This is a genomic window from Pseudomonas sp. B6001 (assembly GCF_013386015.1).
GTDB lineage: Bacteria > Pseudomonadota > Gammaproteobacteria > Pseudomonadales > Pseudomonadaceae > Aquipseudomonas.
This window is the reverse complement of the sequence record NZ_JACAOX010000016.1, coordinates 125,322-150,952: the sequence shown is the minus strand read 5'-3', so window position 1 is coordinate 150,952 and position 25,631 is coordinate 125,322. Positions and strand designations below refer to the sequence as shown.

The 25,631-nt window shown below is 62.9% G+C and carries 22 protein-coding genes; 15 read left to right on the top strand and 7 right to left on the bottom strand.

From position 1 onward, the window contains the following. Nucleotides 1-185: 185 nt before the first annotated feature. Nucleotides 186-980 carry a class II aldolase/adducin family protein gene (locus HX821_RS17340; protein ID WP_063031004.1) on the bottom strand — a complete coding sequence of 265 codons (795 nt, stop codon included), beginning with the start codon at nt 978-980 and terminating at the stop codon, nt 186-188. Between the two features lie 107 nt (nt 981-1,087). Continuing rightward, on the bottom strand, nt 1,088-1,993 hold the full coding sequence (locus HX821_RS17335; RefSeq protein ID WP_177036137.1) for a LysR family transcriptional regulator: 906 nt from the start codon (nt 1,991-1,993) through the stop codon (nt 1,088-1,090). Between the two features lie 220 nt (nt 1,994-2,213). Between HX821_RS17335 and HX821_RS17330 the strand changes: the two genes are divergently transcribed. From HX821_RS17330 to HX821_RS17280, 11 genes are all read left to right on the top strand, one after another. Then, entirely contained in the window at nt 2,214-2,837 is a 624-nt protein-coding gene (locus HX821_RS17330; protein WP_087694851.1) for a cysteine dioxygenase, read from the top strand. Continuing rightward, nucleotides 2,834-4,414, top strand: coding sequence for a rhodanese-related sulfurtransferase (locus HX821_RS17325; RefSeq protein ID WP_177036136.1), 1,581 nt, complete (start codon nt 2,834-2,836; stop codon nt 4,412-4,414). The genes HX821_RS17330 and HX821_RS17325 overlap by 4 nt, the downstream gene beginning before the upstream one ends. A gap of 102 nt (nt 4,415-4,516) precedes the next feature. Further along, entirely contained in the window at nt 4,517-5,473 is a 957-nt protein-coding gene (locus HX821_RS17320; protein ID WP_177036135.1) for an ABC transporter substrate-binding protein, read from the top strand. Nucleotides 5,474-5,486: 13 nt separating this feature from the next. Further along, complete coding sequence (locus tag HX821_RS17315) at nt 5,487-6,830, top strand: LLM class flavin-dependent oxidoreductase (protein WP_008434605.1); 1,344 nt, start codon at nt 5,487-5,489, stop codon at nt 6,828-6,830. Between the two features lie 13 nt (nt 6,831-6,843). Continuing rightward, nucleotides 6,844-7,848: an ABC transporter substrate-binding protein gene (locus HX821_RS17310; RefSeq protein WP_093197985.1), complete on the top strand. Its 1,005-nt coding sequence runs from the start codon at nt 6,844-6,846 to the stop codon at nt 7,846-7,848. A gap of 139 nt (nt 7,849-7,987) precedes the next feature. After that, nucleotides 7,988-9,166, top strand: a complete 1,179-nt coding sequence (locus HX821_RS17305) for an acyl-CoA dehydrogenase family protein (protein WP_177028405.1) — start codon at nt 7,988-7,990, stop codon at nt 9,164-9,166. Next, nucleotides 9,163-10,122, top strand: a complete 960-nt coding sequence (locus tag HX821_RS17300) for a D-isomer specific 2-hydroxyacid dehydrogenase family protein (protein WP_087694855.1) — start codon at nt 9,163-9,165, stop codon at nt 10,120-10,122. Before HX821_RS17305 ends, HX821_RS17300 begins: the two co-directional genes overlap by 4 nt. Nucleotides 10,123-10,431: 309 nt before the next feature. Continuing rightward, the gene (locus tag HX821_RS17295; RefSeq protein ID WP_177036134.1) at nt 10,432-12,552 is read left to right on the top strand and encodes a TonB-dependent receptor; all 2,121 of its coding nucleotides are present in this window, start codon (nt 10,432-10,434) and stop codon (nt 12,550-12,552) included. A gap of 26 nt (nt 12,553-12,578) precedes the next feature. After that, a complete protein-coding gene (locus HX821_RS17290; protein ID WP_008434613.1) occupies nt 12,579-14,153 on the top strand; it encodes an FAD-dependent oxidoreductase in 1,575 nt (524 codons plus the stop codon). Nucleotides 14,154-14,178: 25 nt separating this feature from the next. Next, a complete protein-coding gene (locus HX821_RS17285) occupies nt 14,179-14,670 on the top strand; it encodes a RidA family protein (RefSeq protein WP_093197996.1) in 492 nt (163 codons plus the stop codon). Between the two features lie 36 nt (nt 14,671-14,706). After that, on the top strand, nt 14,707-17,430 hold the full coding sequence (locus tag HX821_RS17280) for a TonB-dependent siderophore receptor (RefSeq protein ID WP_256344177.1): 2,724 nt from the start codon (nt 14,707-14,709) through the stop codon (nt 17,428-17,430). Nucleotide 17,431: 1 nt separating this feature from the next. On the opposite strand, the gene HX821_RS17275 is transcribed toward HX821_RS17280, so the two are convergent. From HX821_RS17275 to HX821_RS17260, 4 genes are all read right to left on the bottom strand, one after another. Beyond that, on the bottom strand, nt 17,432-18,319 hold the full coding sequence (locus HX821_RS17275; RefSeq protein WP_177028408.1) for a LysR family transcriptional regulator: 888 nt from the start codon (nt 18,317-18,319) through the stop codon (nt 17,432-17,434). A 182-nt stretch (nt 18,320-18,501) separates the two neighbouring features. Further along, nucleotides 18,502-19,125: an isochorismate family cysteine hydrolase YcaC gene (gene ycaC, locus HX821_RS17270; RefSeq protein ID WP_161635723.1), complete on the bottom strand. Its 624-nt coding sequence runs from the start codon at nt 19,123-19,125 to the stop codon at nt 18,502-18,504. An 18-nt stretch (nt 19,126-19,143) separates the two neighbouring features. Next, a complete protein-coding gene (locus tag HX821_RS17265; protein ID WP_177036133.1) occupies nt 19,144-20,982 on the bottom strand; it encodes an amidohydrolase in 1,839 nt (612 codons plus the stop codon). Further along, on the bottom strand, nt 20,979-21,569 hold the full coding sequence (locus HX821_RS17260; RefSeq protein WP_003207311.1) for an antibiotic biosynthesis monooxygenase: 591 nt from the start codon (nt 21,567-21,569) through the stop codon (nt 20,979-20,981). Before HX821_RS17260 ends, HX821_RS17265 begins: the two co-directional genes overlap by 4 nt. Before the next feature lie 170 nt (nt 21,570-21,739). Here HX821_RS17260 and HX821_RS17255 point away from each other — a divergent pair, with 170 nt between their 5' ends. The 3 genes from HX821_RS17255 (at nt 21,740) to HX821_RS17245 (ending at nt 23,423) form a co-directional block, all read left to right on the top strand. Next, on the top strand, nt 21,740-22,171 hold the full coding sequence (locus tag HX821_RS17255; protein ID WP_023658747.1) for an AraC family transcriptional regulator: 432 nt from the start codon (nt 21,740-21,742) through the stop codon (nt 22,169-22,171). Nucleotides 22,172-22,254: 83 nt separating this feature from the next. Beyond that, complete coding sequence (locus tag HX821_RS17250; RefSeq protein ID WP_008434624.1) at nt 22,255-22,977, top strand: pirin family protein; 723 nt, start codon at nt 22,255-22,257, stop codon at nt 22,975-22,977. Between the two features lie 137 nt (nt 22,978-23,114). Next, nucleotides 23,115-23,423 (top strand): hypothetical protein, encoded by a 309-nt coding sequence (locus HX821_RS17245; RefSeq protein WP_008434626.1) that lies wholly within the window; start codon nt 23,115-23,117, stop codon nt 23,421-23,423. A 238-nt stretch (nt 23,424-23,661) separates the two neighbouring features. Here the strand turns inward: HX821_RS17245 and HX821_RS17240 are convergent, their stop codons facing one another. Then, nucleotides 23,662-24,660: a quinone oxidoreductase gene (locus HX821_RS17240; protein WP_177036132.1), complete on the bottom strand. Its 999-nt coding sequence runs from the start codon at nt 24,658-24,660 to the stop codon at nt 23,662-23,664. 102 nt (nt 24,661-24,762) lie between these two features. Here HX821_RS17240 and HX821_RS17235 point away from each other — a divergent pair, with 102 nt between their 5' ends. Then, nucleotides 24,763-25,626, top strand: coding sequence for a LysR family transcriptional regulator (locus HX821_RS17235; RefSeq protein ID WP_177036131.1), 864 nt, complete (start codon nt 24,763-24,765; stop codon nt 25,624-25,626). Nucleotides 25,627-25,631 lie beyond the last annotated feature (5 nt).

Sequence of the window (25,631 nt, the reverse complement as noted above, 5' to 3'; positions counted from 1 at the left end):
CACGGTCCAAAGCCGGAGTGAGGGCACTCCGAGCCTAGGCGAGGAGCCGAGTGGTGGGGAAAGAGCGTTTTGCTTACTTTTGCGCTGTTCAAAAGTGAGCCGCTGTAAGAGCGGAACCAATGGCGGCCATCACCCAAATAACGGATATACACCCACAACCAAGCGTAAATACCAACCCCACAACGTCAAAGTTTGTAATCAGTATCCGTACGCTCCAATTGCCGAATCAACGCATTCCAGTGCCGCGCCACCCCCGGCCCATCCCCGCTCTTGAACACTTCTGCCTGCTTCTCCACCTTGGCCACCACCTCCGCCGGCGGAAAGATCAACTCGGCATTTCCCCCCGCCTGCGCCGCAATCTGGATATTGCACGCCCGCTCCAGCCCCTGCAGCTGCTGGAACGCATGCTCCACACTCACCCCCGCCGTCAGCAATCCATGGTTGCGCAGGATCATCACACTCTTGTCCCCCAGGTCCGCCACCAACCGCTCACGCTCATCCAGGTCAAGGGCCACACCTTCATACCCGTGGTACGCAACGCGCCCGGAAAACCCGATGGAATGCTGGGAGATCGGCAACAACCCGTCCTTCTGCGCCGACACCGCAATACCGTCCCGCGTATGCGTATGCAGCACGGCCTGCAAATCGTGGCGAGCCCCATGGATCGCGCTGTGGATCACATAGCCCGCATAGTTGATCCCCAGGCCCGTAGGGTCATCGACAATCGTGCCGTCGATATCCACCTTGACCAGATTCGAAGCGCTGATCTCATCGAACAACAGCCCGTAGGCGTTGATCAGGAAATGCTCCTCAGGCCCCGGCACCCGGGCGGAGAAGTGCGTGTAGATGTGGTCGGTCCACTTGTACAAGGCCGCCAGCCGATAGGCCGCCGCAAGTTTAACGCGCACCTCCCACTCTTCCGGGGTAACCCGCTGGCGGACGTTGTTCGAGACACTGGAGATCGAGGTGACGCTGCTCATGGCAAAACTTCCTGGATGGCCTTAAGGACTTCCAGGCAAGCCTAGGGGATGACAAAAAATAATAAAAAGCACATTTTAATCTAAGCTAATTATTATTTTTTTTCATATCACGCCGCACTGCGCACCTTGTGCAACGACGCCGCCACCAGCTTGCCAAACGCGTCCACCGGCCCTTGCAGGTTGCCCAGGAAATGCGGGTAGATCAGCCACAGGTCCATCACCGGCTTGAAGTCCTTCAGTGGCATGGCCGCCAGTTGATCGCGATGGGCACTGCGCTCCAGCAGCGGGCGTGGCACCAGGCCGAGGCCCAGGCCGTCAGCCACCAGGCCCAGTTGCAACTCGGTGCCGAAGGTTTCCAGGTTGACCCGCAACGCCAGGCCCTGGTCCGACAGGGTGCGTTGCAACCCGGCACGGAAACCGCAGCCATCCGGATTCAGGATCCAGCCATTCTGGTACACGTCCGCCAGCTTGCAGGGCTTCTTCGGCAGTTGGGCCTTGGCACACACCACCACCAATTCCATCTTGCCGATGGACTCGCCGACGATGTTGTCCGGGAAGATCTTGCCCGCCGGAAACAGCGCCGCCGCCGCGTCCAGTTCGCCGCGCTCGATCTTGCCCACCAGTTGGCTGCCCCAGCCGGTAGCCACCTGGGCCCGCAGCTCGGGGAATTCACTGCGCAGGTGCTTGAGGGCGTCCAGCAACACCACGTCGCCAATGGTCTGCGGCACCCCCAGGCGCAGCAGGCCGGTGGGCGGCGCGTCGGTGGCCACCAGTTCCCGCAGGGCGTCCATTTCCCGAAGGATCGAACGGCACTGTTCATACACCCGCGTACCGATCAAAGTAGGCTTGAGCGGCTTGGTGTTGCGGTCGAACAACTCCACCCCCAGCGCCTGCTCGAAGTTCTGCACGCGACGGGTAATGGCCGGCTGGGTCAGTTGCAGCGACTCGGCGGCATGGCTGATGGACTGGCAACGAATCACTTCGACAAAGGCATCGATATCGTCAATTTTCATTTGGGCCGCACATAGAGAACAGTCATTAAGATGTGTGAAAAGCATAGTTCCATAAACGGTGGCTGGATAGCCCAACCCCCGGATCGATAACGTCTAACGCTATTCAAACCGGTTCTAAATTACTTTCCGCTATAACCTAATCATTAAAAAATAGCATATTAACTATAAACATTATGCTTAGATAAACCCATCACCACGAACCACCCACGATGGAATTGTCATGACCCAGGCCCGACACCCGGAGAGACTCAGAGCATTCATTGGCGCCCTGGCGGAATTGATCGACGGCAACCCTCGCGAAGGCGACCTGCTGCACCGAGGCGGCAAGCTGCTGGCGCAACTGGTCAGCCACGATGACTGGCTGCCGGACGAGTTTGCCCAACCCGACCCCGAGCGTTATCAGCAATTCCTGCTGCACGCCGATTCGCGCCAGCGCTTCAGCATCGTCAGCTTTGTGTGGGGGCCGGGGCAGACCACGCCGATCCATGACCATCGCGTGTGGGGGCTGATCGGCATGCTGCGCGGTTCCGAGTATTCCCAGGGCTTTGCGCGTAACGCCGAGGGCGCACTGGTCGCCGACGGCAAGCGCATCCAGCTGGAACCCGGCCAGGTGGAAGCCGTGTCGCCGAAGATCGGTGACATCCATCAAGTCAGCAATGCCTTCAGTGACCAGGTGTCCATCAGCATTCATGTGTATGGCGCCAACATCGGTGCGGTGCGCCGCGCCGTGTACCAGCCGGACGGCAGCGAGAAACTGTTTATCTCCGGTTATTCCAACGCTTTTCTCCCGAACATCTGGGATTTGTCCAAAGACGCCCTGTCCAAAGAGAGCCCTGCCCCATGACTGTATCGAACCGCAGCTTCGCCCAGATTCGCCAGGCCCTGCTGGACCGTGAAGAAGTCGCCCTTGTGGATGTGCGCGAGGAAGCGCCTTTCGCCGAATCCCACCCGCTGTTCGCCGCGAATATCCCGCTGTCGAAACTGGAACTGGAAGTGTATTCACGCATCCCACGCCGGGATACACAGGTGACGGTGTACGACAATGGCGAAGGCCTGGCACAGATCGCCGCCCAGCGCTTGCAGGCGCTCGGCTATACCGAGGTCAGCCTGCTGGAAGGCGGCCTGGACGGTTGGCGCAGCGCCGGTGGCGAGCTGTTTATCGACGTCAACGTGCCAAGCAAATCCTTTGGCGAGCTGGTGGAAAGCCAGCGCCACACACCGTCGCTGGCGGCTGAAGAAGTGCAGGCGTTGCTCGACAGCAACGCCGACGTGGTGGTGCTCGACGCCCGCCGCTTCGATGAATACCAGACCATGAGCATTCCCACCGGCATCAGCGTGCCCGGCGCCGAACTGGTGCTGCGCGCCCGTGAGCTGGCACCGGACCCGGCCACCCGCATTATCGTCAACTGCGCCGGGCGTACCCGCAGCATCATCGGCACCCAGTCGCTGATCAATGCCGGCATCGCCAACCCGGTGTCTGCCCTGCGCAACGGCACCATCGGCTGGACCCTGGCCGGGCAGAAGCTGCAACACGGCCAGGCTCGACGCTTCGCGCCGACCTCGGAAGAACACCGCCAGATCGCCGCCAGGGACGCCCGCCAAGTCGCCGACAAGGCCCGCGTAGGCCGCGCCACCCTCGCCGACCTGCAACGCTGGCAGCAGGAAGCGACGCGCACCACTTACCTGTTCGACGTACGCACCCCGGAAGAATTCGAAGCCGGCCACCTGCCCGGCTCGCGCTCCACACCGGGCGGCCAACTGGTGCAGGAAACCGATCACGTCGCCAGCGTACGCGGCGCCCGGCTGGTACTGGTGGATGACGACGGCGTGCGGGCCAATATGTCTGCGTCCTGGCTCGCACAACTGGGTTGGGAAGTGCATGTGCTGGATGACCTGCAACCTGCGCACTTCAGCGAACCGGGGGCCTGGGTTGCCCCCGTCCCGGCGCCGCAACAGGCCGAACTCATCAGCCCGCACACCCTCGCCGAATGGCAGGCTCATGGCGACACCGCAGTACTGGATTTCACCGCCAGCGCCAACTACGTCAAGCGCCACATTCCCGGTGCCTGGTGGGCGTTGCGCGGGCAGTTGCCCGAAGCCTTGCGCAAGGTGCCTGCTGCCGAACGCTACGTGTTGACCTGTGGCAGCAGCCAGCTGGCGCGCCTCGCGGTAGCGCAAGTCGAAGCGCTGACCGGCAAGCCCGTGTTCCTGCTGCAGGACGGCACTGCCAGCTGGATCGCCGCGCAACTGCCGCTGGAGGAAGGCGAGACCCGCCTCGCTTCACCGCGCATCGACTGCTACCGCCGTCCGTACGAAGGCACCGACAATCCGAAGGAAGCCATGCAGGCCTACCTCGACTGGGAGTTCGGCCTGGTGGACCAGCTGGCCCGCGACGGCACCCACGGGTTTTATGTGATCTGAACACCCCCAGGAGCGAGCCCGCTCGCTCCTCTTCCCACTACCAGCCGACCCCTTCTCCAGGCGGAGGCGACTGAACGCAAGACCTAGCCTGGAGCCCGCCTGATGCGCTTTACCCTTGCCCTTTTACTGGCCGCCCTCACCCTGGGTGCGACTTGCCAGGCCGCCGACCTGCAGCCCCTGCGAGTGGCCAACCAGAAATCCACCATCAAGGCGCTGCTGGAAGTCGCCGGCGAAACCCGGGATGTGCCCTACGAAATCCAGTGGTCCGAGTTCCCCGCCGCCGCACCGCTGGGCGAAGCCCTCAACGCCGGGGCCGTGGACATCGGCGCGCTGGGGGACGCGCCCTACGTGTTCGCCCTCGGTGCCGGAGCACCGCTGAAGGTGGTGAGCATCATCCACGCCGAAGGCCGCAACACCACCGCGCTGATTGTTCCGAAAGATTCTCCGATCCACGATCTTGCCGACCTCAAGGGCAAGCGCATCGTCACCACCCGCGGCTCCATCGGGCACTTCCTGGCGATCAAGGCGCTGCGCAGCGCCGGCCTTTCCACCCACGACGTGCAGTTCATCTTCCTGCTGCCCAGCGAGTCACGGCTGGTGCTGGATAACGGCACCGCCGATGCCTGGTCGACCTGGGACCCCTATACCACCGTGGTCACCAGCCAGAGCCAGGCAAGGGTCCTTGCCAGCGGCAACAACCTGCTGAGCAATCACCTGTACCTCGCCGCCACCAGCAAGGCAATTGCCGACAAGCGCGAGCAGCTGGACGACTTCGTGGCCCGGGTCGACCGCGCCTACCGCTGGAGCAACGATCACCCGCAGGCGTTCGCCGCCGCCATGGCCAAAATCACCGGCTTGCCGCTGGAGGTGCACGTAGCCGTGGCCAACGCCACCCATATGCAACCGGTGGCGATTGACGACTCGGTGATCAGCGGCCTGCAAACCACCGCCGACATCTATCAGGACGAAGGCCTGCTGACCAAACACATCGACGTCTCCCAAGGCTTCGACAAAAGCTTCAACGCCAAACGTGCCCCGCTTACCCAGGCTTCCCGCTAAAAGGAGAGAGAACATGAGCAAACGCCAACTGAAACTCGGTGCCATGGTGCACGGCGTCGGTCACGGCTGGGGCGAATGGCGCCACCCGCAGGCGCAACCCAATGCCAGCGTCAACTTCGGGTTCTACAAGCATCAGACGCAACTGGCCGAAGGCGCGAAGTTCGACTTCGTGTTCATCGCCGACAGCCTGCATATCCATGAAAAATCCAGCCCGCACTACCTCAACCGTTTTGAGCCCCTGACCATTCTTTCGGCCCTGGCGGCCCTGACCTCGAACATCGGCCTGGTGGCGACCGTCACCGTGAGCTACACCGAACCGTTCCAGGTGGCACGCCAGTTCGCCTCCCTGGACCACATCAGCGGCGGCCGCGCCGGCTGGAACGTGGTGACTTCGTGGCTCAGCGGCACCGCCGACAACTTCGGCAAGGCCGAGCACCCGCCCCACGCCGTGCGCTACCGCATCGCCAGGGAGCACGTGAATGTGGTCAAGGGCCTGTGGGATTCCTGGGAAGACGATGCCTTTGCGTACAACAAGCAAAGCGGAGAATTTTTCACCCCTGGCAAGCTGCATGCACTGGAACACAAAGGCGAGTTTTTCTCGGTCAAGGGCCCGCTGAATATCGCCCGCTCGCGCCAGGGCCAGCCGGTGATTTTCCAGGCGGGCACTTCCGAGGACGGGCGCAATTTTGCCGCCGAAAACAGCGACGCGATTTTTGTCCATGCCGAGACCTTCGACGAAGCCAAAGCCTACGCCCAGGACTTGAAGAAACGCGCCCGCAGTTTTGGCCGTGATGCTGATCAGTTGTCGATCCTGCCGGGCATCCGGCCGATTGTTGGCCGCGACGAAGCCGAGGTGGAAAGCCGCTATCAGCAAGCTGTGGAGCTGGTGACCGTCGAGGACGCAATCGTCGCCCTGGGCCGCCCGTTCAACGACCACGATTTCAGCAAGTACCCGCTGGACGAACCCTTCCCGGAACTCGGCGACCTGGGCTCCAACAGCCAGAAAGGCGGCTCCGACCGCATCAAGCAACTGGCCCGCGATGAACGCCTGACCCTGCGGGAAGTGGCCCTGCGGTTCTCCCGGCCCAAGCGCGATTTTGTCGGTACCCCGGAGCAGGTCGCCGACGCGATCCAGACCTGGTTCGAAGCCGGCGCGGCCGACGGCTTCATCATCAATTCACTGCTGCCGGACGGCTTGCAGTACTTCACCGAGCTGGTAGTGCCGGTGCTGCAACAACGCGGGCTGTTGCGCAGCGAATACAGCGGCGCCACCCTGCGGGAAAACCTTGGCCTGGACGTGCCGGCGAACCGCTACAGCACCCCGTTCGAAACTCAACCAACGCAGATCGCCATCTGACCAGGGCACGACCATGACGAACACGATCAAACACGGACAGTTCAATCGTCGCGGCTTCCTGGGTGCCAGTTCGATTGCCCTTGGCGCCCTGGGCCTCGCCTCGCTGGTGCCCCGGGCTTTCGCTGCACCTGCGAAGCTTTCGGACCTGACCCTGGCCGTCGCCACCTACCGTGGCCAGGACTCGTACTTCACCGACGACGCCGGCACTTCCAACACGCCCTATAAAGTCGACTACGCCGAGTTCGCCGGCGGCAACCTGATCGTCGAAGCGCTGGCCTCCGGCAGCCTGGACATTGGCGGCATGAGCGAGATCCCGCCGATCTTCTCGATCCAGAGCCACCGCGAGCCGAAGCTGATTGCGGTGCTGCAAGGTGACGTGAATAACCAGGTGATCCTGATTCCCAAGGAGTCGAAAATTGAATCCATCGCCCAGTTGAAAGGCAAGCGTGTGGGCTATGTGCGCTCCACCACCTCGCACTACTTCTTGATCAAGGCCTTGAAGGAGCAAGGGCTGACCTTCAACGACATCACCCCCGTGGCACTCACGCCACAGGACGGTTTCAGCGCGTTCCAGAGTGGCCAACTGGACGCCTGGGTGATCTATGGGGTGTTTATCCAGCTGGCGAAATTCCGCAGCGGCGCCCGGGTATTGAAAACCGCCCTCGGCTACCTCTCCGGCAACTACCTGATCGGCGCCCGCCCCGCCGCCCTGGAAGACCCGCTGCGCAAACAGGCGATCCAGGATTACTTGCAGCGCCAGGCGCGCACGCTGGAATGGATGAACAACAACCCTGAGCCGTGGGCTGAAAAATCGGCGAAGTTGCTCGGTGTGGACAAGGCCGTGTTCCTCGACGTGTACAACAACCGCAGCCAGCCCTACAGCGTGATCGAGGTGAACGACCAGGCCATCGCTTCGCAGCAGGAAGTGGCGGACCTGTTCTTCAACGCCGGGGTGTTGAGCGAGCGGCTGGATGTCAGCCCGTTGTGGGACCGGCAGTTCAAGTTGCTGCCGATATAACCCGCCTTCGAAAACGCCGAATAACCCATGTGGGAGCGGGCTTGCTCGCGAAAGCGGTGGATCAGCCAACGGATGTGCAACCTGACACACCGCTTTCGCGAGCAAGCCCGCTACCACATTTTGAACGAGTACACCCATCATGAGCCTTTCTTCTCAACCGTCACTGCGCTCCGTGGAAGTGGCCAATTTCGAAGCCTTGCTGGAACGCCTCAGCGCCCAGCTCGCCGCCACTGCACACATCGTTGATGAAAGCGGCACCTTCCCCCACGACAACTTCAAGCTACTGCACGAACACGGCCTTGTCGCCCTGACCGTGCCCAAGGCCCTCGGCGGTGGCGGTGCCAACCTGAGCCAGGCGCGCAAGGCCATCAGCGCAATCGCCAAGGGCGAGCCGTCCACCGCGTTGATCCTGGTGATGCAGTACCTGCAACACACGCGCCTGCAAGACAGCAAAACCTGGCCGCCCGCCCTGCGCACCCAGGTCGCCGAAGACGCTGTGCGCAATGGGGCGCTGATCAATGCCCTGCGCGTCGAACCCGATCTCGGCACCCCGGCCCGTGGCGGCCTGCCCGCGACCATCGCCCGGCGTACCGCCGCCGGCTGGCGCATCAGCGGGCGCAAGATCTACTCCACCGGCAGCCATGGCCTGAGCTGGTTCAGCGTGTGGGCCCGCAGCAGCGATGAAGACCCGTTGGTAGGCGCCTGGCTGGTGCCCAGGGACAGCCCCGGCATCAGCATCATCGACACCTGGGACCACCTCGGCATGCGCGCCACCTGCAGCCATGAAGTGGTGTTCGACAACGTGCTGGTGCCGCTGGACCACGCGGTCAGCGTCAGCCCCTGGAGCGCACCGCAGGCGGAACTGGACGGTGACGGGTTCCTGTGGATGTCGGTACTGCTCTCATCGGTGTACGACGCCGTGGCCCAGGCCGCGCGCGACTGGCTGGTGGACTGGCTGGAACAACGCAAGCCGTCCAACCTCGGCGCCGCGCTGTCGACCTTGCCGCGCTTTCAGGAGACCGTCGGGCATATCGACACTCTGCTGTTTGCCAACCGCAGCCTGCTGGATGCCGCCGCCGACGGGCACACCCCGACGGCCCACGCCGCACAGATCAAATACCTGGTGACCGGCAACGCGATCCGTGCCGTCGAGTTGGCCATCGAGGCGTCCGGCAATCCCGGCCTGTCCCGACACAGCCCACTGCAGCGGCATTACCGCGACGTGCTGTGCAGCCGCGTGCATACCCCGCAGAACGACGCGGTGCTGCAAGGCGTCGGCAAGGCCGTCTTCGCTCAACGACACAAGGAACGCCCATGAGCCAGGTGATTATCGCCAGCCAGCTGGACGAAGATTTCAATCAAGTCATCCGCCAGCGCCTGGCCCTCACGCACCCCGGTGCCGAGGTGATCAGCGTGCCGGCCGGTGTGCCCAGCGACTTGCCGGCCCAGGCCAATATCCTGCTGGCCCGGCCGATCAATGTGCGCGGCTACACCGCGCCGGACACACCGCCCCCGGGTTGGCCGTACGGCGTGCAGTGGATCCAGGTGGTGTCGTCGGGCATCGACTTCTATCCCAGGTGGCTGTTCAACGGGCCGCCGGTGAGCACCTCACGGGGCAGCGCCGCCGAAAACCTCGCCGAGTTCGCCCTCGCGGCAATCTTCGCGGCGGCCAAGCATTTGCCGGATATTTGGGTAAAGGATGCCCAGTGGCAGTTCACCCCGTTGCGCCCGCTCAAGGGCACCACCCTGGGGATTCTCGGGTTTGGCGCGATTGGCCGCAGCCTGGCGCAGAAGGCTCATGGGTTGGGGATCAAGGTGGTGGCATTACGCCAAAGTGACACGCCGTTTGACGTGGAGGGTGTGGAAGCGGCGCGGGATATCCATGACCTGTTTGCGCGTTCCGATCACCTGGTGCTGGCAGCGCCACTGACCGAGGCCACACGGCATATCGTCGATCGGGAGGCGCTGGCGAATGCCAAGCCAGGGTTGCACCTGATCAATATTGCCCGGGGAGGATTGGTGGATCATGAGGCGCTGCTGGAGGCGCTGGACAGCGGCCATATCGGGCTGGCTTCGCTGGATGTGACCGAGCCCGAGCCATTGCCGGACGGGCATGCGTTGTATGGGCATCCGAGGGTCAGGGTGTCGCCGCATACGTCGGCGATTTCGACCAATAGCCGGCATGACATTGCGGACAGTTTCCTGGGCAATCTGGAAAGGTATCTGAGTGATCGGCCGCTGGAAAACCTCGCTGATACCCAACGCGGTTACTAAACCCAACAGAGATCAAAATGTGGGAGCGGGCTTGCTCGCGAATGCGGTGTTTCAGTCACTATCAATGTTGACTGAGCGACCGCATTCGCGAGCAAGCCCGCTCCCACATTTGTTTTTTGTCGGCTGAAAAATATCATCAGCCTTACGCATCACATTCAAACCAATACATACCTATTTTTTATAATTAACTTATAACTAATCGGACTTTTACGCCCGGCATTTATACAAATACTGTTACATCCAGTACCGACCCCTGACCAGGTGGAGGCCCAATTTTGCCTAAACCGTCAACCACCTCAGGGGTCCATCATGAGTCCTACCGCCGTACCCAATCGCCTGGCACTGGCCATCTCCCTCGCCCTGTTCGGCCTCACCGTTCACGCCGACGACGCCGCCCTGCCGGTGGTCAATGTCACCGCCGAGCACCGCAGCGAAGACCTGCAAAAAACCCCGCTGGCGATTTCCGCGTTTGATGAAAAGGCCCTGGAAGACAAGCAGATCAACAGCGTGCGCGACCTCTCGGGCCAGGTGCCGAACCTGACACTCAGCCGCCAGTCGATCTCCTACAGCGCGCAGACCTACGGCATTCGCGGTATCGGTGAAACCGACCCGATCCAGGAAGCCGCCGTCGCCGTGTATGCCGATGACCTGTACATCCCGCGTGCCATTTCGTCGATGCTCGACTTCAACGATGTGGAGCGTGTCGAAGTGCTGCGCGGGCCCCAGGGCACCCTGTACGGGCGCAACAGCAGCGCCGGTGCGATCCGCGTGATCACCCGCGATCCGACCCAGGAAACCCGTGGTTTTGTAGAGCTGGGCGCCGGCAACTACGACGCGCAGAACGCACGCCTGCTGATCAGCGGCCCGCTGGTGGACAACGCGCTGTTCGGCAGTTTCTCGGCGATCCGCCTGAGCCGCGACGGCACCGTCTCCGACCCCACCCGGGGCAAGGATGTAAACAACGTCGACATCCAGTCCTACCGCGGCAAGCTGCGCTACAAGCCGGTGGATTCGCCGTGGGATGTGCAACTGACCCTGGCCGGTACCTTCGACCGGGGCGACACCACCAGCTACACGCCCTTCGACGCCAACGGGCATTTCGACAAATTCAAGAGCTACAGCAGCCTCGACCCGAAAAACCGCCTGGACCAGGGCAGCTCGGTACTGCGGGCGATTTACGCGATCAATGACAACCTGAACTTCAAATCGGTGACCGCCTACTCGGCGTTCCACCAACCGGTGGACTACGACAACTCAGGGCAAGCCGCGCTGATCCAGAACAACCTGATCCTGTACAAGCAGAACTATGCAACCCAGGAGTTCCAGCTCAACGGCGACTACGACGATTTCAGCTTCAGCACCGGGGTGTACCTGTACCGCGAGAAGTTCGACGCCGACCGCGACAACCTTACCTATTCCATCGCCCGCAATCGGGTGATCGGCCAGGGCCAATACAGCACCACCAACACCGAAAGCTATGCGCTGTATGGCCAGGGCACCTACAAGCTGACGCAACAACTGTCGCTGATCGCCGGCCTGCGCTTTACCCGCGAGCACAAGAATTTCGACTTCACCAACTACGCGATCAACACCGACCGGCAAATCACCGGCACCAACTTCACCGCCGAGTCGAGCAAATCCTGGCAGTCCACCAGCCCGAAGATCGGCTTCGAATACGCCTGGACCCCGCACCTGAACCAATACGCCTACGTCGCCAAGGGTTTCAAGGCCGGTGGCTACGACAACCGCGCCCCCACCCAGGCCGCCGCCGAACAGGCGTTCTCCCCCGAAGACGTGACCACCTGGGAAACCGGGGTCAAGGGCGACTTCTTCGACCAGCGCCTGCGGGCCAACGTCGCGCTGTTCTACAACGACTACAAAGACCTGCAAACCAACGCCTATGACCCGGCGCTGGGGGTGAGCCTGCGCACCAACGTCGGCCGTGCCCACACCTACGGCGTGGAGCTGGAAACCCTCACCGCCCTGAGCCGCGACCTGCAACTGACCGCCAACGTCGGCTACCTGCAAAGCAAGTACGACGACTTCCAGAACGCCAGCGGTGCCGGGGTGGATGCCAACGGCAAGCAACTGGTGTTCTCGCCACGCTGGAACGCGAGCGTTGGCCTGAACTACACCATCCCGGCCGGGCTGCCGGGCACCTGGCTGGCAGGCACCGATGCGCAGTTCCAGACCAAGTCCTACGCCAACGCATTGAACGACGACATCCAGGAAATCCCGCAACAGACCTTCTGGAACGCCAACACCCGCTACATCAGCGGCGACGGCCACTGGACCACCACCCTGGCGGTGAAAAACCTGCTGGACCGCGCCTACCCGCAGTCGGTGGGCTACGTGCCCTCCAGCGGCGCCCGCTACTACTCGGTCAACGACCCGCGAACCCTGTTGCTGACCGTGCGCTACGACCTCTGACAAACCGCTATCTCAAGGAGCGAATCATGGCTTTTACCCGCAGGGAACTGATTTCCCGTATTGCCGCCGTGGGCGGTTATTCCGCCGCTGTCAGCGCATTGGGCGCGCTGGGGCTGACGCCTCAGGCGGTGGCATCGAGCTTTACCCCGCTGCAATTGGGCAGCACCGGCAAAGGCAAGCAGGTGGTGGTGGTCGGCGCCGGGATCTCCGGGCTGGTCAGCGCCTATGAGCTGCGCAAGGCCGGGTTCAACGTGACGATCCTGGAAGCCCGCGACCGGGTGGGTGGACGCAACTGGACCCTGCGCCGAGGCACCAAGGTCGATTTCGACGACGGCGTCAGCCAGACCGTCGACTTTGATGACGGGCAGTTTTTCAACGCCGGCCCCGCGCGTATTCCCAGCCACCACCAGACGATCCTCGGCTACTGCCGCGAGCTGGGTGTGGAGCTGCAAGTACTGGTCAACAGCAGCCGCAACGCCCTGGCCCGGCCGGATACGCAACAGCCGGCCTTCCAGTTGCGCCAGGCGGTCAACGACACCCGTGGCCAGCTCTCGGAACTGCTGGCCCGCACGGTCAGCCGCAAGGCGTTGGACCAGGACCTGAGCGTGGATGACCGCAAGGCGCTGCTGAGTTTCCTCAAGGTGTACGGCGACCTCAACGGCGACCTGCAATACAAGGGTTCGGTGCGCTCCGGCTACACCCGCGTGCCCGGCGCCGGCGACCAGACCGGCGTGACCCGCGCGCCGCTGGAGCTGCAGACCCTGCTCAATCCCAAGCTGTGGGGCGCACTGGTGTTCGATGAAATCCCGGAGTTTTCCTCCACCATGTTCCAGCCGGTGGGCGGCATGGACCGCATTCCGTATGCCTTCTACGAGCATCTGAAAGATGCGGTGCGCTTCAACGCCGAAGTCAGCGATATCCAGACCTCGGAGCAAGGCAGCCGGATCACCTACCGCGACCGCATCAGCGGCAAGACCCAGGTGCTGAGTGCCGACTACGCGATTGTCACCGTGCCCTTGCCGCTGCTGGCCAAGCTGCCAACCAACTTCACGGCACCCTTCAAGCAGGCGATCCAGACCGCGCAAAGCGACCAGGCCAACAAGGTGGCCTGGCAGGCGCCGCGCTTCTGGGAAACCGACTTCAACATCTACGGCGGCCTGTCGTACCTCGACCATGAAGTCAAAGGCCTGTGGTACCCCAGCGACCGCCTCAACAGCGCCCAGGGGATTCTGGTAGCGGCCTACAACACCAGTGAATCGGCCCAGGCCTTCAGCCAGAAATCCCTGGCCGAACAGTTCGCCTCCTCACGCCAGGCGGTGGAGCTGTTGCACCCCGGCCACAGCGCCAAGCTGCAAAAACCGGTGGCGATCAACTGGTCGAAAGTCAGCTACAGCAAGGGCCCGTGGATCGTCAACGACGAGGTCGGCGAAAGCGCCTACCGCCTGCTCAACGAGCCCCAGGGCCGCACGTACCTGGCCAGCGACGCCCTCGCCCACGGCGGCGTCGGCATCTGGCAGAACAGCGCCGCCGATTCGGCGCGGCGCATCGTCTCGCTGATCGGCCGGCATGCCGAACGCCAGCAACCGGGCGTCGCTGCCTGACTTTTCTCTCTCAAGGAATGAACCGATGAAGACGCTTTTTGCAGGACTGCTGATGACCGCCACCACCCTTGCCGCCCACGCCGATGAGATCAAGCGCGTGCCGCTGCCGAACTCGAATTTCCCGATCTCATTGGCGGTGTCGGTGCCGCCACAGACCGAGCTGCTGTTTGTGAGTGGGTTGCTGGCCGACCTGCATGACCCCAAGGCGCCGAAAGACTCGTTTGCCGCCTATGGCGACACGGCCATCCAGACCACGTCGATCCTCAACAAGCTCAAGGGTGTGCTGCAAAGCCAGGGCCTGGATTTGGGAGATGTGGTGCAGCTGCGGATATTCCTGGTGGGCGATCCAGCCAAGGGCGGCAAGCTTGATTTTGCCGGGTTGCAGGAAGGCTACACGCCGTTTTTCGGCAGTGCCGAGCAGCCGAAAAAACCGGCGCGCACCGCGGTGCAAGTCGTCGCGCTGCCATTACCCGGCGGGCTGGTAGAAATCGAAGCGGTTGCCGCGCGCAAACGCTGACAGGGACATCACTCGAGACCAAGGAGCTCCACTCTCATGCGAAAATTCAACTGGCTGACGGCACCTTTGTGGCGAGGGAGCTTGCTCCCGCTGGGGCGCGCAGCGGCCCTGAAGCCTGACTCCGCAATTTCCCCGGAAGACTGTGGCGACGGTATTGGGGCTGCTACGCAGCCCAGCGGGAGCAAGCTCCCTCGCCACAGCAAGCTCCCTCACCACAGCAAGCTCCCTCGTCACAGCAAGCTTCCTCACCACAGCAAGCTCCCTGGCCACAGCAAGCTCGCTCATCGTAAAAGGCTACACCGGTACAATCATCTGAAACTCCTGCCGCTCTCGCTGGCGTGTGGCCTGGCGTCCTTCGGCGTCGAATCTGCCGAAGACCGCTCCCCCACCCTCGACACCGTGGTGGTCACCGGCAACCGTGGCGCCGAACAACGCACCGTCACCACCAGCCCCACGCCGATTGATGTGATCAGCGGCGAACAGCTGCGGGCCGTGGGCAAGCCGAGTTTGCTCGAAGCGTTGGGCAAGCTCATCCCCTCGTTCAACCTGCCCGACCGCGCCGGCTGGGATGCCAGCGGCGTGGTGCGTTCGGCTACCCTACGCGGCCTCACTGCCTCTCACGTACTGGTGCTGGTCAACGGCAAACGCCGGCATACCAGCGCCACCCTGAACATCAACGGCATCAACAGCGGCGCGGCCCCCAGCGACCTCGACCTGATCCCGGTGGCTGCCATCGACCATGTGGAAGTGCTGCGCGACGGTGCGGCGGCGCAGTACGGCTCGGATGCGATTTCCGGGGTGATCAACATCATCCTCAAGCAGACCACCGGCGGCAGTTCCGACACCACCCTGGGGCAGAACTACGACGGCAAGCGCGGCACCGGCCAGGAGGCGCTGAACTATGGCTTCCAGGTGGGTGAAGCCGGGGTGCTCAACGTGTCCCTCGACACCCGCTACCAGGAGCGCGACAACAAGGCCGGCAGCAACGGCTACAGCAGCCATTACTACCCGTTGGCGGACGGTTCCCCCGACCCGCGCGAAGCCACCTCCAGCCACCACACCTACAAAGGCTACGGCTCGCCCCGCAGCCAGTTGGGCGATGTGGCGTACAACCTCGACCTGCCGCTGAACGACAACCTGACGCTGTACTCGTTTTCCACCCTGGCCACCCGGGAGAACAACGACGGCCAGAACTTCCGCCTGCCCAACGGCCGCAACACCATTACCACCGGGCCCAATGGTTACCCCGACGGCTACAGCCCGTACTGGCTGGTCAACGAGACGGACTTCCAATCGGCTTTCGGCGCCAAGGGCAACGACCTTGGCGGCGGCTGGGGTTGGGACCTGAGCAGCACCTACGGGCGCAACTACGCCAAGCAGCGCACCTACGACAACCAGAACCCGTCCCTGGGCGAAAGCACACCGAACAAGTTCACCTCCGGGATCTACATCGCCGACCAGCTCACCACCAACCTCGACCTGAAAAACACCTACGAGATCGGCCTGGCCAAGCCGCTGGACGTGGCGTTCGGCCTGGAGCACCGGCGCGAAAGCTACGAGACCCGCGCCGGCTCCGAGGCTTCCTATATCGATGGCGGCTACGTGTTCCCGGTAGGCCATCCGCGTGCCGGGCAGCGTCCCGATCCGGGGGCCCAGGTCACCAACGGCATCCGTCCGGAAGACGCGCAGAAGGTCAGCCGCAACAGCGTCGCCAGCTATGTCGACCTCGGGTTCTACCCCACCGAGCAGTGGTACATCGGCGTGGCCGGGCGCTACGAACATTACAACGAAGGCGTCGGCGGTACCCGCAGCGGCAAGCTCAGCACGCGGTATGCGTTCAACCCGGTGTTCGCCCTGCGCGGCACCGTGAGCAACGGCTTTCGCGCACCGTCCCTGGCCAACGAGATCTTCACCGCACGCTCCACCGGGTTCGACACCATCAATGGCGTGTACCAGTCGTATAACTACGTGATCCTGCCGGTGGATTCCGCCGGCGCCCAGGCATTGGGTGCCAAGTCACTGAAGCCGGAGCGCTCAACCAACTTCAGCCTCGGTTTCGCCGTGACCCCAAGCGATGACTTGAGCCTCACGGTGGACGGCTACGTGATCAACCTGCGGGACCGCCTGGTGCTCAGCGAACGCTTCCAGGGCCCGGGCATTGCCTCCCTGCTGGACAGCATCGGCGTACCGGCCACGGCGGGCGCGCAGTACTTCACCAACGGCGCCAACACCCGCACCTCCGGGGTGGACGTGGTGGGCAACTACCGGCAGAACCTCGACCGCTACGGCTCGGTGAAATGGACGGCGGCGCTGAACTACAACCACACGCAGATCCTCAGCGTCAACGACACCCCGGCGCAGCTCGCCGCCCTGGGCAACTTCCAGTTGATGGGTCGCCAGTCACGGGCACTGATCACCAAGACCTCACCCAGCAGCAAGATGATCTTCTCCGCCGACTGGGCGATCCACGACTTCGACGTCAACCTGCGCCTGACTCGCTACGGCACCTACACCGAGGTCAACAGCTCCAGCGACGCGAGCCTGGACCGCACGTATTCGGCCAAGTGGATCACTGACCTCGACGTGGCCTACGCGATCAGCAAACAGCTGACGGTGGCCGTAGGTGCGCAGAACCTGTTCGACAAATACCCGGATCACATCGGCGTGAAGAACTCGTCGTTCGGCGATAACTGGGGCAGCTATTCGCCGTTCGGGTTTACCGGCGGGTATTACTACAGCCGGGTGCAGTACGCGTTCTGATTCAACAACCGCCGGCCAGGCGTTCACGCAGGAACTCGATCAACGCCTGCACCGGGCGCGAGCTCTGGCGGTGCTGGGGGTAAACCGCGGAAAGGGTCAGGGGTTCGGGCGCGCAGTCTTCCAGCAGCGTCACCAGGCGGCCGTCCTGCAAGGCTTGGGCAACGATAAAATTGGGTAGGTAGGTGATGCCCAACCCGGCCACGGCGGCATCCCGCAGCAGCTCACCGTTGTTGACCCGCATGCGCCCGCTGACGTTGCGGGTGTGGGGTTTGCCATCGACCTTGAAGTGCCATTGCACCTGGCGACCATGGCCGTAAGGCAGGCATGCGTGATCGGCCAGGTCATCGGGACTCTGCGGCGTGCCGTGGCGGGCCAGGTAGTCGGGACTGGCGCAGTAGACGCGCTGCACACTGGCGATGCGTCGGGCGATCAGGGTCGAATCCTCGAGGGTGCCGATGCGCAGCACCAGGTCGTAGCCCTCGCTGATAAGGTCTACCGGGCGGTCGCTGAGGTCCACTTCCACGGTGACATGAGGGTGGCGTTGCAGGAACAGCGGCAACAGGCAACCCAGGTGCGCCATGGCAAACGACAACGGCGCGCTCAGGCGAATGGTGCCTCGGGGCTCGGTGTTTTGCCCGGCGATGCCCTGCTCCACTTGCTCGACTTCACTGAGCAGGCGCAGGGCGGATTCGTAGTAACTCTGGCCCAGCGGCGTGACGTCCAGGCGGCGGGTGGAGCGGTTGAGCAGGCGTACGCCGAGGCGCTCTTCCAGCTGGATCAGGCGGCGGCTGACAAACTGCTTGGACAGGCCAAGATGCTCGGCGGCAGCGGTGAAACTGCCGGATTCCATGACCTGGCAAAACAGGCGCATGTCTTCGAAGGGGTTCATTGTCGCTTCTCGGTGGACGCTGGGCTGTTTTATAGCCGGTCAGTCGCCACACCACAAATCAAAATGTGGGAGCGGGCTTGCTCGCGAAGGCGGTGGGTCAGTCGGTACATGTATTGACTGGCACACCGCCTTCGCGAGCAAGCCCGCTCCCACATTGGATTACCTGCATATCAGAGAGCGGTTTATTTGGCCGTCAGCGCCGAGTAGCTGTTCATCAAATTGCGATAGTTGGGAATACGCGGCGACAGCAGATTCGCCAAGCCTTCCATGTCGTTGCGCCAGTCCACCTGCAGCTCGCAGGCCACCGAGAACCAGTTCACCAGCTGTGCACCGGCCGCCGTCATGCGTGCCCACGCAGCCTGTTGCACGGTCTCATTGAAGGTGCCCGAAGCATCGGTGACCACAAACACTTCAAACCCTTCAGCCAGGGCCGACAACGTCGGGAAGGTCACGCACACGTCGGTCACCACCCCGGCAATGATCAGTTGCTTGCGGCCGGTGGCTTTCACTGCCTTGACGAAATCTTCGTTGTCCCATGCGTTGATCTGGCCAGGGCGCGGGATGTACGGCGCGTCCGGGAACAGTTCTTTCAGCTCCGGCACCATCGGGCCGTTGGGGCCGCTTTCGAAACTGGTGGTGAGGATAGTCGGCAGCTTGAAGAACTTGGCCAGGTCCGCCAGGGCCAGGACGTTGTTCTTGAATTCGTTGGGCGAGAAGTCCTGCACCAGGGAAATCAGGCCGGTCTGGTGATCCACCAGCAGGACCACGGCGTCATCTTTGTTCAGGCGTTTGTAAGTCATGGGAATACTCTTTTGGGGTTAGATTCAGAAGGCAAAACACGAGCAGCCAAACGCGCCCCAGAAACCCTGGAAGTCGCTGACCGGCACGTTCGAGAGACGCGCCCGTTCATGGCTATGGGCATGCACGCCACAGGGGCCGCTGCACTGGTGCACCTGGGCTTGCAGCGCTGACGCCGGGCGCCAGTGGCCCGGGACCTTGACCACCGGCGACCAGTCCGGCAGCACCGGCACGCTGGGTGGTGCGAAATCTTCAAAGTCGCCGGTGCCGTACACCACCTTGCCGCCGACCACGGTGAGTACCGATTCGATCCACTTGATGGCCTCCTCATCGACACTGAAGAAGTCCGCCGACAGTGCCGCCACGTCCGCCAGTTGGCCGACCTTGATCTGGCCCTTCTTGCCCTGCTCGGAGGAGAACCAGGCGCTACCGTGGGTGAACAGTTCCAGGGCCGTCAGCCGGGGCAGCCCCTCGGCGTGCAGTTCCAGCCCGCCGACGGTGCGGCCGCTGACCATCCAGTACAGCGAGGTCCAGGGGTTGTAGCTCGACACCCGGGTGGCGTCGGTGCCGGCGCCCACCGGCACGCCTTCGGCGAGCATGCGTTTGATCGGCGGCGTGGCCTCGGCGGCCTTGGCGCCGTAGCGCTCCACAAAGTACTCACCCTGGAACGCCATGCGGTCCTGGATCGCGATGCCGCCGCCCAGCGCCCGCACGCGCTCGATGTTCTGCGGGGTGATGGTTTCGGCGTGGTCGAAGAACCATGGCAAGCCGTTGAACGGGATGTCGCGGTTGACCTTCTCGAACACGTCGAGCATCCGCGAGATCGACTCGTTGTAGGTGGCGTGCAGGCGGAACGGCCAGCGCTGTTCCACCAGGTGGCGCACCACCGGTTCCAGTTCCTGCTCCATGGTCAGCGGCAGGTCCGGGCGTGGCTCAAGGAAGTCTTCGAAGTCGGCCGCCGAGAACACCAGCATTTCGCCGGCGCCGTTGTGGCGCAGATAGTCGTCGCCCTGATGCAGGGTCACGCTGCCGGTCCAGTTCTTGAAGTCGCTGAGTTCTTCCTTGGGCTTCTGGGTGAACAGGTTGTACGCGATGCGCACGGTCAGTTGCTGGTCCTTGGCCAACTGTTCGATCACGGCGTAATCGTCGGGATAGTTCTGGAAACCACCGCCGGCGTCGATGGCACTGGTCAGGCCCAGGCGGTTGAGTTCGCGCATGAACTGGCGGGTGGAATTCACCTGGTATTCCAGGGGCAGTTTCGGGCCCTTGGCCAGGGTCGCGTAGAGAATCATCGCGTTGGGCCGCGCCACCAGCATGCCGGTGGGGTTGCCGTTGTGGTCGCGCACGATCTCGCCGCCGGGCGGGTTCGGCGTGTCCTTGGTGTAGCCGGCCACCCGCAGGGCGGCACGGTTGAGCAAGGCGCGGTCATACAGGTGCAGCACGAACACCGGCGTGTCGGGGGCGGCCTGGTTGAGTTCGTCGAGGGTGGGCATGCGCTTTTCAGCGAACTGGAATTCGTTCCAGCCGCCCACCACCCTCACCCACTGCGGCGTGGGCGTGCGGTCAGCCTGATCCTTGAGCATGCGCAGGGCATCGGCCAGTGACGGCACGCCTTCCCAGCGCAGTTCGAGGTTGTAGTTCAGGCCGCCACGGATCAGGTGCAGGTGCGAGTCGTTGAGGCCAGGGATGACGGTGCGACCCTTGAGGTCGATGACCTGGGTACCACTGCCGCGCAGGGCCATGGCTTCACCGTCGGTGCCCACCGCGACGAAGCGTCCCTGGTGGATCGCAACTGCCGTGGCGCGGGGATTTTCACGGTCCACGGTGTGGAACTGGCCATTGAACAGAATCAGGTCGGCGTTCATAGGGTTTCCTTTACAGAGGCTTCAAGCCAGGGCGCGAACAGGCGGGTGGCCGCCGGCATCAGCAGGTAAACCACCAGTACAACGATGGTCAGGGTGACCAGGAAGGTGGCGACGATGTAGTTGGACAGGAACGGGTGCAGCCGCAGTACCGGGCCCCAGATGATCGGCACCAGCAACGTCAGCGGCAGGATCACCAGCAGCGTGACCACTGCCTGTTTCCAGCGCGGCGGCTTGGCGGCAGCATCGGCCAGGGGCGAGAACCAGAACTCGTTGACCGCGCCGACTTCGGTCTGGTCGCCGTCGGCCAGCATCGGTGCGGCTTGGTTGATCAGCTCCAGGCGCTGCGGCGAATCGAGCCAGCGCTCCAGGTCTTCGGTGGAGCGGTAACGCAGCACGCAGGTGAACAACGCAAGGCCGCCCTGCTTGCTGCGCACCACGTCAACGCCGAGGTGGCCGGGACGCTCACCGGCAATACGCACGATGCGTCGCAGCCAGGCTTCGTAGTCGGCTTCAAGCCCGGGTTTTATGCGGTGCTTGACCACCAGGGTCACGACCTCGTCCGGCCCGCCTTGTGCTGTTGAGTCCATCGTGCCCTTCCCCTGGATGCTTGAACGTTCGCGCTAGTGTGCGACGGCCCGATCCAGAAAAATTGCATGCATGTGCTCAGTTCAACAGATGCTTGCAGCGGTCTACACTGGGGATTCATTCACCGGTAAGGTGTGTGAAAACAAGCGCCCATCGACCACGGATAGCGATCATGGCTCAACCAGCAGCTGCAACCGGAACCCTGTGTTCAGAGCGGGAACAGAGGGTCAAGCAATTGATCCTCGCCAATCTTGCTGGCCCCCTGGAGGTGACGGAACTGGCTCGCGCCTGTGAGCTGTCCCGCAGCCATTTCTCCAGGGCCTTCAAGCGCACCACCGGTGTATCGCCCCAGGAATGGATTCGCCAGCAACGCATCAAGCAGGCCAAGGTGCTGATCACCGGCTCCGCCCTGAGCCTGACGCAGATCAGCCAGGAATGCGGGTTCTGCGACCAGGCGCACTTCTGTCACCTGTTCAGCCGCAGCGAAGGCGTGAACCCGATGGCCTGGCGCAAACTTCAGCTGCGCTACCGCCATCATCTGCGGACGGCACAGCTGGCGATCGTCAATCTAAAAGAGACAGTCATTCCTATTTCAGCTTCTTAATCAACCTATCGTTAACCAGTAATCTTCTCCTCACACCGAAGCCCTGCATCTCGCAGCCAGGCTTCCCTTGAGGAGAACACCCCATGCTGACCCTTCGCAAAGCCTCGGAACGCGGCGCCGCCAATCACGGTTGGTTGAAGTCGTTCCACACCTTCTCGTTCGCCAACTACTGGAATCCCAAAGAACAGGGTTTTTCCGACCTGCTGGTGATCAACGATGACCGGGTTGCCGCCGGCAAGGGCTTCGGCCAACACCCGCACCGCGACATGGAGATTTTCTCCTATGTGCTCGAAGGCGCCCTGGAACACAAGGACACCCTGGGCACCGGTTCGGTGATTCGCCCCGGCGACGTGCAACTGATGAGCGCCGGCAGCGGCGTGGCCCACAGCGAGTTCAACCACAGCCACACCCAGGGCGTGCACTTCCTGCAAATCTGGATCGTGCCGGACGTGGCGGGCGCCGAACCGCGCTATCAGCAGGAGCACTTCACCGAGGCGCAGAAACGCGGCCGGTTGCAGTTGATCATCTCGCCGGAAGGCACCGACGGCTCCCTCGGCGTGCGCCAGGACGCGCGGGTGTATGCCGGGCTGTTCAACGGCTTTGAAACCGCCAGCCTGCCGCTGGCCCCGGAACGCTACGCCTACATCCATGTGGCGCGGGGCAGCGTTGAAGTCAATGGCCAACGCTTGCACGAAGGCGACGGCGCCCGAGTGCGCGATGAGCGGGAGATTCACCTGAGCCATGGGGAGGACGCCGAGGTGCTGGTGTTCGACCTGCGCCCTCGGGAACTGCCAGAAATGCCGTGATGAGCGACGCGATGGCCCGGGAAAACGGGCCATCGCTGGCGTCGATAGTCACCATCAGCCCAATGAAGTTCTCTTAAAAAATCTGCCGCGTAACATCGCATCCATACCAACCAACGACTTTCCCGGAGCACACCCTCATGAAACGCCAACTCTTGCTTAGCCTCGCTTTCTCGGTACTTGCTGTAAGCGCCTTTACCCAACCTGCCCTCGCTGAAGGCGGCGCGGATCGCCTGATGGACAGCCGCGTGGCTGAGGGTGGGTCTGACCGTATGCTGGAACGTCGTGTTGCTGAAGGTGGTTCTGATCGCCTGCTGGAACGTCGTGTTGCTGAAGGTGGCGCTGAGCGTCTTCAAGGCAACCGTGTAGCTGAAGGTGGTGCAGACCGTCTTCAAGAAAACCGTGTAGCTGAAGGTGGCGCTGACCGCCTGATGGAAAACCGCGCGTAACCCCTGTCGTTCGCGGTTCACCCCCAGCCGGCCTGATCAGCCGGCTTTTTTTCGCCTGCTGTTAACTGATCCTCACAAGCGCCACGACCCCTGTGGCGAGGGAGCTTGCTCCCGCTGGGCTGCGCAGCAGCCCCAATGAACTCACCGCGTTTCTCCAGGAAGACCCCATTGGCAGGTGTTGGGGCCGCTTCGCAGCCCAGCGGGAGCAAGCTCCCTCGCCACACAAGCTCTCTGGCCATTAGTGAAGTTCACGGTCCAGCCACACCACCGCCTTGCCAATCTGCTGCCGTGCCTCAATCCTCGCGTGCACCTGCTGCACCTCTTCCAGGGCGTAATGCCCTTCGATATCCACCGTCAGCGAACCTTCAAGTATCGCCGCGAACACCGCATTGGCACGTCTCTGCACCGTAGGCCCGTCGGCCATGTGGTCGTTGAGCCGTGGGCGAGTCAGGAACAGTGAACCGGCCTCCCCCAACTCCATCGGATCGAGGTCAGTGATCGAACCGGAGACGTTGCCGTAATTGACGATCAGCCCCCGCGTACGACAGGCCTTGAAGCTTTCACGCAAGGTGGCCTTGCCCACCGAATCGAACACCACATCCACGCCCTGCCCTTGCGTGGCCTCCAACACCCGCTCGGCAAACCCGTCGTATTGCCAGGCCTGATCCGCGCCACGCTCAAGGGCAATCGAGCACTTTTCGACGCTGCTGCCGGTGGTGAACACCGTGGCACCGAGCCGATGGGCCATTTGCACCAGCAACTGGCCGATGCTGCCGGACGCCGCGTGGATCAAACAGCTGTTGCCCGCCTGCAACCGCGCAACATCTTCAATCAGGTAGTGAGCCGTGCAGCCCTGGAACATCGCCGCAGCCGCCTGATCGAAGCCGATCGCATTGGGAATTTGCGCCACTCGCGCGGCGGGCACGCTGGCGTATTCGGCGAACGCGCCCCATGAAATGCACCATGCCACTCGATCACCCGGCGCCAGATGGCTCACGCCCTCGCCTACCGCCACCACCACACCCGCGCCTTCCATACCCAGAGTGCACGGCAGCCGTACCGGGTAGGTCACCGACTTGGCGTACTTGCCCTGGCGGGTGTGAACATCCATGAAATTGATCCCGGCACAGGCCACCTTGACCAGTACATGGCCGGCGGTCACTTGGGGTTTGGGCACATCAAGGCGCAGTTGAACGACCTCAGGGCCGCCGTAGGTTTCAAGGGTGAGGGCTTTCATCGCGGGACAACTCCGTTTGCAGTGGGAATGCGCCATGGTAAAAGGCGCTAATCTGTACGAGAATTCCCCAACACCTCCCACCCTCCGTGCGAAAATAACCCGATGTTCGACTGGCAGGATCTGTATTTCTTCACCGTGCTGGCGCGCACCCAATCACTGTCGGCTGCCGCCCGCGAGCTGCAGGTGGAACACGCCACCGTCGGCCGGCGCGTCGATGCCCTGGAAAAAGCCCTCGGCGTCAAACTGGTAGACCGCCTGCCCCGCAGTCGCCCGCTCACCGAGGAAGGCCGGGCACTGGCGAAATTGGCGTCAGGCATGGGCGACATGGCCACCGAAGTGATGCGCCTGTCCCGCGTGGCCTCCATCGAAGTGGCCGGCACCGTGCGGGTCAGTTGCCCGCCGTCGATTGCCATCCACTGCATCGCGCCCCATGTCGCACGCTTCAGGGCGCAGTATCCCAAGCTGAATATCGTGTTGATGTCCTCGACGACGCTGGCCGCCCTCGACAAAGGCGAAGCCGACATTGCCCTGCGCACGGTGCGTCCCGATGAGGAAGCGCTGGTACGCAGAAAGGTCGGCGCCGTGCGTTTCGGGCTCTATGCCACGCCCGAGCTCAAGCAGTTACCCGCTGAACAGTGGACGTTCATTGCCTATGACGCCACCCGCGACCACCTGCCCCAACAGGCGTGGATGCATCAGGTGCGCGGCAACCGCACGATTGCCTTCGCCGCCAGCGACCTGATCACCCAGCAAATGGCCGCCCGGTCCCAAGTAGGTGCGGTGGTATTGCCCACGCTGGTGGGAGATCACGACGCGGCATTGGTGCGGTTGGCAACGAACACCGAAGGCCCGGTTCGCGATATCTGGCTGACGGTGTATCCGGATATGCGCCGCTCGCCTTCGGTGAAGGTGGTGATGGAGTTTCTGGTGAGCTGCATTGAAGGCGAGCCGCAGTTGCGGCGGTGAGACCG

Excerpts from the sequence above, each read along its gene's own strand:
- HX821_RS17340 (WP_063031004.1), bottom strand. The coding sequence starts at position 980 with ATGAGCAGCGTCACCTCGATCTCCAGTGTCTCGAACAACGTCCGCCAG.
- HX821_RS17335 (WP_177036137.1), bottom strand. The coding sequence starts at position 1,993 with ATGAAAATTGACGATATCGATGCCTTTGTCGAAGTGATTCGTTGCCAG.
- HX821_RS17330 (WP_087694851.1), top strand. The coding sequence starts at position 2,214 with ATGACCCAGGCCCGACACCCGGAGAGACTCAGAGCATTCATTGGCGCC.
- HX821_RS17325 (WP_177036136.1), top strand. The coding sequence starts at position 2,834 with ATGACTGTATCGAACCGCAGCTTCGCCCAGATTCGCCAGGCCCTGCTG.
- HX821_RS17320 (WP_177036135.1), top strand. The coding sequence starts at position 4,517 with ATGCGCTTTACCCTTGCCCTTTTACTGGCCGCCCTCACCCTGGGTGCG.
- HX821_RS17315 (WP_008434605.1), top strand. The coding sequence starts at position 5,487 with ATGAGCAAACGCCAACTGAAACTCGGTGCCATGGTGCACGGCGTCGGT.
- HX821_RS17310 (WP_093197985.1), top strand. The coding sequence starts at position 6,844 with ATGACGAACACGATCAAACACGGACAGTTCAATCGTCGCGGCTTCCTG.
- HX821_RS17305 (WP_177028405.1), top strand. The coding sequence starts at position 7,988 with ATGAGCCTTTCTTCTCAACCGTCACTGCGCTCCGTGGAAGTGGCCAAT.
- HX821_RS17300 (WP_087694855.1), top strand. The coding sequence starts at position 9,163 with ATGAGCCAGGTGATTATCGCCAGCCAGCTGGACGAAGATTTCAATCAA.
- HX821_RS17295 (WP_177036134.1), top strand. The coding sequence starts at position 10,432 with ATGAGTCCTACCGCCGTACCCAATCGCCTGGCACTGGCCATCTCCCTC.
- HX821_RS17290 (WP_008434613.1), top strand. The coding sequence starts at position 12,579 with ATGGCTTTTACCCGCAGGGAACTGATTTCCCGTATTGCCGCCGTGGGC.
- HX821_RS17285 (WP_093197996.1), top strand. The coding sequence starts at position 14,179 with ATGAAGACGCTTTTTGCAGGACTGCTGATGACCGCCACCACCCTTGCC.
- HX821_RS17280 (WP_256344177.1), top strand. The coding sequence starts at position 14,707 with ATGCGAAAATTCAACTGGCTGACGGCACCTTTGTGGCGAGGGAGCTTG.
- HX821_RS17275 (WP_177028408.1), bottom strand. The coding sequence starts at position 18,319 with ATGAACCCCTTCGAAGACATGCGCCTGTTTTGCCAGGTCATGGAATCC.
- HX821_RS17265 (WP_177036133.1), bottom strand. The coding sequence starts at position 20,982 with ATGAACGCCGACCTGATTCTGTTCAATGGCCAGTTCCACACCGTGGAC.
- HX821_RS17260 (WP_003207311.1), bottom strand. The coding sequence starts at position 21,569 with ATGGACTCAACAGCACAAGGCGGGCCGGACGAGGTCGTGACCCTGGTG.
- HX821_RS17255 (WP_023658747.1), top strand. The coding sequence starts at position 21,740 with ATGGCTCAACCAGCAGCTGCAACCGGAACCCTGTGTTCAGAGCGGGAA.
- HX821_RS17250 (WP_008434624.1), top strand. The coding sequence starts at position 22,255 with ATGCTGACCCTTCGCAAAGCCTCGGAACGCGGCGCCGCCAATCACGGT.
- HX821_RS17245 (WP_008434626.1), top strand. The coding sequence starts at position 23,115 with ATGAAACGCCAACTCTTGCTTAGCCTCGCTTTCTCGGTACTTGCTGTA.
- HX821_RS17240 (WP_177036132.1), bottom strand. The coding sequence starts at position 24,660 with ATGAAAGCCCTCACCCTTGAAACCTACGGCGGCCCTGAGGTCGTTCAA.
- HX821_RS17235 (WP_177036131.1), top strand. The coding sequence starts at position 24,763 with ATGTTCGACTGGCAGGATCTGTATTTCTTCACCGTGCTGGCGCGCACC.